General features: G+C 33.4%; 9 protein-coding genes. 7 read left to right on the top strand and 2 right to left on the bottom strand.

From position 1 onward, the window contains the following. Positions 1 to 7 precede the first annotated feature (7 nt). The 5 genes from TJ68_RS08860 to TJ68_RS01025 all read left to right on the top strand — a co-directional run bounded on the left by TJ68_RS08860 (position 8) and on the right by TJ68_RS01025 (position 2,614). The gene (locus tag TJ68_RS08860; protein WP_420329218.1) at positions 8 to 88 is read left to right on the top strand and encodes an ATP-binding protein; all 81 of its coding nucleotides are present in this window, start codon (positions 8 to 10) and stop codon (positions 86 to 88) included. Positions 89 to 168: 80 nt separating this feature from the next. Continuing rightward, entirely contained in the window at positions 169 to 447 is a 279-nt protein-coding gene (locus TJ68_RS01040; RefSeq protein WP_052327232.1) for an HTH domain-containing protein, read from the top strand. A gap of 230 nt (positions 448 to 677) precedes the next feature. Further along, positions 678 to 977 (top strand): DUF2089 family protein, encoded by a 300-nt coding sequence (locus TJ68_RS01035; RefSeq protein WP_040928267.1) that lies wholly within the window; start codon positions 678 to 680, stop codon positions 975 to 977. Beyond that, positions 977 to 1,267: a hypothetical protein gene (locus TJ68_RS01030; RefSeq protein ID WP_052327231.1), complete on the top strand. Its 291-nt coding sequence runs from the start codon at positions 977 to 979 to the stop codon at positions 1,265 to 1,267. The genes TJ68_RS01035 and TJ68_RS01030 overlap by 1 nt, the downstream gene beginning before the upstream one ends. A 156-nt stretch (positions 1,268 to 1,423) precedes the next feature. After that, on the top strand, positions 1,424 to 2,614 hold the full coding sequence (locus TJ68_RS01025) for a chromate transporter (RefSeq protein WP_040928265.1): 1,191 nt from the start codon (positions 1,424 to 1,426) through the stop codon (positions 2,612 to 2,614). Here TJ68_RS01025 and TJ68_RS01020 read toward each other — a convergent pair. Beyond that, positions 2,598 to 3,551, bottom strand: a complete 954-nt coding sequence (locus tag TJ68_RS01020) for a hypothetical protein (protein ID WP_040928264.1) — start codon at positions 3,549 to 3,551, stop codon at positions 2,598 to 2,600. The genes TJ68_RS01025 and TJ68_RS01020 overlap by 17 nt on opposite strands. Before the next feature lies 1 nt (position 3,552). After that, positions 3,553 to 4,389, bottom strand: a complete 837-nt coding sequence (locus tag TJ68_RS01015) for a hypothetical protein (RefSeq protein ID WP_040928263.1) — start codon at positions 4,387 to 4,389, stop codon at positions 3,553 to 3,555. Between the two features lie 206 nt (positions 4,390 to 4,595). Here TJ68_RS01015 and TJ68_RS01010 point away from each other — a divergent pair, with 206 nt between their 5' ends. Both TJ68_RS01010 and TJ68_RS01005 read left to right on the top strand, forming a co-directional pair. Then, positions 4,596 to 4,787 carry a hypothetical protein gene (locus TJ68_RS01010; protein WP_040928262.1) on the top strand — a complete coding sequence of 64 codons (192 nt, stop codon included), beginning with the start codon at positions 4,596 to 4,598 and terminating at the stop codon, positions 4,785 to 4,787. Between the two features lie 440 nt (positions 4,788 to 5,227). Beyond that, positions 5,228 to 5,650 (top strand): nuclease-related domain-containing protein (locus TJ68_RS01005; RefSeq protein WP_222859700.1); only part of this gene is annotated, 423 nt, incomplete at its 3' end.

The raw sequence follows: 5,650 nt of genomic DNA, 5'->3' as shown, positions 1-5,650 counted from the left end.
GAATCCAATTATAGCGGATGTATTTGCAAGACTAGGTCTAATGGAAAGACGTGGATCAGGTCTTAGAAAAATAATTGAATCTTTATAAAAATAGCGGGAAATTATGACGAAAGACTTCATCCAGAATTTACATCTACAGAAACATCTTTTACAACCATACTTTGGAATATGAATTACAATAATGAGAATGTCACCCAAAATGTCACCCAAAATGTCACCCAAAATGTCACCCAAAACAATCAACGAAAATTAAAACCAAATGATAGGCGTAAAAGAATTTTAGAAATATTAAAAAACAATCCAAAAGTAACTGCTTTAGATTTGTCGATTCAATTTAAAGTGACAGAAAGAACAATAAAAAGAGATTTGAAGATTCTAACGGATAGAGAAATAATAAAGTATGTTGGCAGTGCTAAGGATGGACACTGGAAGTTAATAAATGAATAGTAAATAATATAGATATAAAATTACCATGAGATCTAACATTTCTATGAGAGGAATGTTGGGTCTTTTTCTTTAAGATAGCCAACTTGAAATGAAGCAGCTACATATTTAATTAGCTAAAATTAATCTTATTTAATTAAAAGTAAAATAAAAATTTAACTTTATTAAAGATTTATTTTACAAAATTAAACATACATGATAAGATTTAATTAGAAATAAGGAGGTCGAGTGCTGTGGAAAGAGATAACATACCAAATTGGATTTTATCGTTAGAGCAAGAAGACTTGGAGTTTATAAAAAAGTTTATGTTGCTCTCGGGCTCTTTGAAAGAAGTCGCTAAAATGTATGGTGTATCATATCCGACAGTTCGCATTAAGCTAGACCGTTTAATTGAAAAAATTAAATTGCACGATGAAATTGAAAATGAAGATTTCATCAGTTTTATTAAACAGTTGTCAATTGATGATCGAATTGAATTAGAAGAAGCAAAGTTAATTATTAAAAAGTATAAAGAAGAAAGGAAGAATTCATAGTGTTTGGATTTGGATCAATTTATGATGTGTTAATTATAGCCGGATTTTTAGGTTTACAGTTCTTTTTAAGTACGAGACAAAGTAAGTTTTGGGGATTAATATTACCAGTAGTTTTCTTAGTTTGGAGAGGGACTATTATATTTACAACAGATGTAAATGTTTTAGCAGAGGTATTAATTACAGCAGTCGGACTTCTATTTCTATTTGGTCAGTTTAGTGCTGGTAGAAAACAAGTAAAAGAAAGACAAAGAAAAGAGTTAGAAAAAATGACGTCGCATGATCTAAATTAATTTAGATCATGCTTTTTTGTTATTTAAAATATTACAAAAGTCTATCCAACAATCTTTGTAAAGATTATGTAAATATACGGTTTAATTGATCGAAAACAGATAAAATAAACGATAACTGTCGATGTTAATTTAAATAAATCTTAAAAGGAGAGAGTGATGAATAAAGATAAACGTAGTAGTGTGAAGGCACTTTTAGAAATTTTGTTCGTATCTACGCGTCTCGGTTTAACTTCTTTTGGTGGACCGACTGCGCATCTCGGATATTTTCACGAAGAGTATGTCCGTAGAAGAAAATGGATGGATGAAAAGAGCTATGCAGATTTAGTTGCATTATCTCAGTTTTTACCAGGTCCTGCGAGTAGTCAGGTTGGAATTGGTATCGGTGTGATGCGTGGTGGTGTTCTCGGTGGAATCGTATCTTTTCTTGGATTTACACTCCCGTCAGTTCTTTTACTGATTTTATTCGCTTTATTTTTAACAGAATTTGACGTTGCAAACGCAGGGTGGATTCACGGGTTAAAAATTGTAGCAGTAGCAGTCGTTTTACATGCAATTATCGGTATGGCAAAAAGTTTAACACCAGACTTAAATCGAAAAGCACTCGCTTTATTTGCGTTAATTATTACACTGCTTTGGCCGGCTGCTTTTACGCAAGTCGGTGTGATTATAATTGCTGGTGTTATCGGGTTTTTAATTTATAAAAACCATAACAAAGATGAAGCACTAAGCACCAGTTTCCCAATTAGTAAAAGATTTTCAGCGACTTGTCTTATTCTGTTTTTCGGATTGCTCGTATTGCTACCGGTTATAAGAGAAACGACCGGATCATACTGGATTGCGATGTTCGATAGCTTTTACCGGTCAGGCGCATTAGTGTTCGGTGGTGGGCACGTCGTGTTACCGCTATTAGAACAAGAATTTGTTCCAACAGGATGGTTGAGTGAAGCGGAATTTTTAGCAGGTTACGGTGCCACTCAAGCAGTGCCTGGGCCATTATTTACTTTTGCTGCATATATCGGTGCAGTAATGAATGGATGGCTAGGCGGACTCATCGCAACGATTGCGATTTTCCTACCAGCATTTTTACTCATCCTTGGCACGTTACCGTTTTGGGATCAATTACGAAATAACCCGAACATTAAAGGCGCAGTCATGGGTGTGAATGCTGCAGTTGTCGGGATTTTAATTTCTGCGTTATATCATCCGATTTGGACGAGTTCGATTTTAACGCCAATTGACTTTGCATTAGGCGCGATATTATTTAGTATGCTTACATACTGGAAACTACCACCTTGGGTCGTCGTGTTGACTGGTGCAGTCGGAGGTATAGTTATTCATCTTCTATGAATTGAACCATGAATATATCCGTATCACGGGGAAGGTAGATGATTTCTGCCTTTCCTTTTTTAAGTTCATGTAGTTCTGTTAAACTGATGACATTTTTAATCCGCTTCGTTAGTTTTTTACCTTCGTCTGTTACATACTGGATGCTAAAAAGCACTTGAGGTTGTTCGTTTACGTGAAGTCCAGTTTGAGAGTAACTGAGAATTTCACCTTCGACAGTTTTTCCATATAATAACAATTCTCCAAACTCTTCTTCAGAATTAAAAGAAATGAGTGGGTGGTATCTCATGACGATATCGAAACTACTCGAAAGTTTCAGTAAAATTCTTAAAAGGATAATCCCAGAAATCGGTGCCCATAGCCAAGACGTTACTGGACTTAAAAATCTCCAGCCGTATCCGTCATTTTGAACGTAATACGTCACTATAAAAAATCCTATCATATAGACGATGTTAAAAATAATCCACACCGAAGCAAAAGGACTCGTCTTCGTTTCGTATTCTCCGTCATTAAGAGTAAACGGAGGCTGAAAACCGGTTTTATTTAACTTTAAATCAATCGTTTTACCTCTTTCAAAACGGTGTTCGTGTGGCTTTGAATCGACAACTTTAACATATGACTTTACGGGATTTCTTGCTAAATTTAAAAATTGTACGAGTAACCTTTTATAAATTTCATTACTGTTTTCTTGTATAACCTCTTCATTTAATATATCAGCGTGTACGAGTTGGCCTGAGTACCTAATATCCTCATGTTGCGCCAACAGTTTTTGTGGTCTCGTTACAAATTTATAAATCATATAAGTTTGAACGAGATAAAGTACAACCCCGACAACTAAAAGAATCGTTGCAACGATTGGAGTAGTTCGAATGACTGGTAAATATAAGAAAAATATCGGAAATACGTACATAAAAAAGAATATGAGTAGTATAGATATCATGTTAAATCCTCTCTTTCTTTATGAGATTGCCCTTATGATCAAAAGTTAAGTGGTAATCTTCTCTCGTTCCTTTAAGTTGAGTGTTAAACGAGACATCATTTCCATCAAATCTCGATTGGATCGTTGAGATATTATTATCGTTAATAATCGTGGTTGATTCGTCGTATTCGCCCATATCTTTTAAAATTTCTATTAACGTATCTACAATTTTTTCATAGCTATCAAAATTAAATTGAGACACTTGGAACGATGCAGTGACGGGATCGACATCTTCCTTTAGTTTTTCAGGGATGATACTCCATGATCCGGTTGACATATTATAATAATAAAGGTCAACATGTTTTGTATTATTTGGATCGACAACATACACGTATAGACTAGTAGAATTCAGCATGATACACCCTTCATACACGTAAAAATCACGTGTACCGACAAGTTCGAAAAGAGATTCCATAATCTCATCGCGTTTGTCACGATTTGTCAAAAGATTATTTGATTTGAAATCATTGATAATTTCCATGATTTCTTCTTCAGACAAATAACGATTGATATTCTCTTCTTTTAAGTACAAATCAAATTGTCGATTGATTTCGACATCAAACTCGGTACCATACTTTTCTTCTGCATCTTTAATAATGTCTGATGAAGTAATGACTTCATTGCTCTCGTCTAAAAACATCGCTTTAACTTTATCGGTTAACGATTGTTCACTGTCTTCTTTGTTCAATTTTTCAGGACTTTTTCTGAACGTGTCTTCAATCGCCTGTTCGACCGCTTGACAAGAAGTTAAAAACATAATAGCTACAATGTTCAGCAAAATGAATCGTATTTTATTCATTCCTTATCTCCTTGAGAATGTTTATTTAAAATATGTATATTATTTACTCACTTATAATTTTAGTACCCTGAAACCGTTGCAATAAAGCGATTTATAGAACATTTACAAAATCTTTACAATATGAAACGAATTGATGTAAAGATGAAATCAAAGTGTTTGAAATGTATAATGAATAGTAAGTAGAAGAGTGTTAAGGAAGTGTAAAGATGAATGTTAAAAAGTTCTTCGTCATTTTGTTTATAGCGTCGCTTATTATATTTTTATGTGGATTCGCATTTAGTTATTACGAAACTCTGCGACCGTATAAACCGTTCTATTACGTATTCACGTTCGCTGTGACGATCATTATTCTCGTATTCGGATTTAGAGGGTTATACAAAGCATTTGATGAGGATTGATAATATGCAATTTAAATGGTTATTCGTTTTATTGATTGTCGCATTCGGTGGAACGATTCTATTTTCGAATATTGATATGTTAATTCCATACAGAAAAATGTTTTTATTTGTAGTATTGCTGTTGTTCATAGTAGCATTTATTACAAGTATTTTTAAGTTAAAGAATAAAGCCTGAACTTTGTTTAGTTCAGGTTTTTTTATTTCTCTGGAAAAGAATGGAAACAAGAAATTATTAGTAGTACTACTTTTAAAATATGACAAGGTTTTTAATCAATTTTATAAAGTTCGGTGATTGAATCAGACGGATTTTAAAAAATGTAATGAAATGCATGAATTTTTGTAGTTTTTGTATTTGTCTGATATGCGTTAATGTATGTCTAAAAAGGGGTTTTACTTTGAAATCACTCATACATAGACAACTTGAGGCGCTTAAATGGAGAATGGATCTAACGAATGAGCAACACTATTATTTGGATAATTTATCGAGAGGTTATACAGGGGAAAAGGAATTTAAAAGTTTCCTCGAATATTTCATTGGTGATTGTGCATCTATACTCACAGACTTTACGTTTTCAGTCGATGGAGTAGTTAGACAAATTGATGCACTTGTCGTGTTTCGGAACGCAATTTTAGTATTTGAAGTAAAAAATTATCATGGAGACTATCTGTTTAAAGATGGAGATTTTTACAATACAAAGTATGTTGATAAAGTGAAATCACCTCTTGAACAACTGGATAATACAACGATACTTTTTAAACGTCTGATTCAGAGAGTAGGGTATACTCTGCCGATAAAAAGTTACGTCGTATTTATTGGTAAAGATTTTCATCTATATGAATCACCGCGTGATTGTAATATCATC

Origin of the sequence: Nosocomiicoccus massiliensis, from assembly GCF_000438455.1 — a bacterium.
Lineage (GTDB): Bacteria > Bacillota > Bacilli > Staphylococcales > Salinicoccaceae > Nosocomiicoccus > Nosocomiicoccus massiliensis.
The sequence above is the reverse complement of the archived record's forward strand: the minus strand, read 5'-3'. Positions and strand labels throughout refer to the sequence as shown.